We start from the raw sequence: 838 nt of genomic DNA, 5'->3' as shown, positions 1-838 counted from the left end.
CGCCGGAAGCACCCCGTCAGGCCGCCTCCGGCAGCCCCGCGGAGCTGCTCAAGAGCGTGGAGGAGGTCCAGCGCAAGGAGGTCGCGGCGCTGAAGGCCATGGTGGAGCTGCTCATCGAGAAGGGCGTTTTCTCCCGCGAGGAATACCTCGCCAAGGTCAAGCGGTAGCCCCCGGCCATGCGCAAGAAGATTGGTGAACTCCTCGTCCAGGCCGGAGTGGTGACGGACGAGCAGGTGAAGCAGGCCCTGGCCTCCGGACGTCGCGGCCAGGGGCGCAAGCTGGGCGAGGTGCTGGTGTCCATGGGCCTGTGCACGGGCCGGGACATCGCGCGGGCGCTCGCGGCGCAGCACGAGCTGCCGTTCGTGGAGATCCCCGAGTACATCCCGCATGCGGTGTCCTCGCTGGTGTCCATGGACTTCCAGAACGAGCACCGGGTGCTCCTCTTCGCGGCGGAGCAGGAGGGCCGCGGCGAGAAGATCCACGTCGCCGTGGAGGACCCGGGCAACCTGATGCTGGTGGACGAGCTGCGCTTCCAGCTGCGCAAGCCGCTCAAGGTATTCGTCGCCGCGACGGACGACATGGAACAGGCGCTGGCGCGCGGCCGGGGTGAGCCCCTGGACATCGTGGAGGCTGAACCGATGGACATGGACGAGGACGATTCGCCGGACATCCTGCCGTCGCCGCCGGCCGCCGCGCGTCCGCCCAGGCCCCCCGCGCCGCCGGCGCTGGACTGGGACCTGCCGCCGCCGCCGCCCAGCGACTCGGGCGTCGATGGCGCGGAGGTGCTGGAGGACATCCTGGGCTCCACGCCCAAGCCCAAGGTCCCCAAGGCTCCGCG

Annotated in this window: 1 protein-coding gene; it reads left to right on the top strand. The window is 70.8% G+C overall.

The annotated features are described in order from the left end of the window. Positions 1–176: 176 nt before the first annotated feature. Positions 177–838 (top strand): general secretion pathway protein GspE (locus tag D7X55_RS39890; RefSeq protein WP_121725714.1); only part of this gene is annotated, 662 nt, incomplete at its 3' end.

The sequence above is a fragment of the Corallococcus sp. AB049A genome, assembly GCF_003668885.1.
In the GTDB taxonomy this organism is placed as follows: Bacteria; Myxococcota; Myxococcia; order Myxococcales; family Myxococcaceae; genus Corallococcus; species Corallococcus interemptor.
This window is presented reverse-complemented; position numbering and strand designations above follow the sequence as displayed.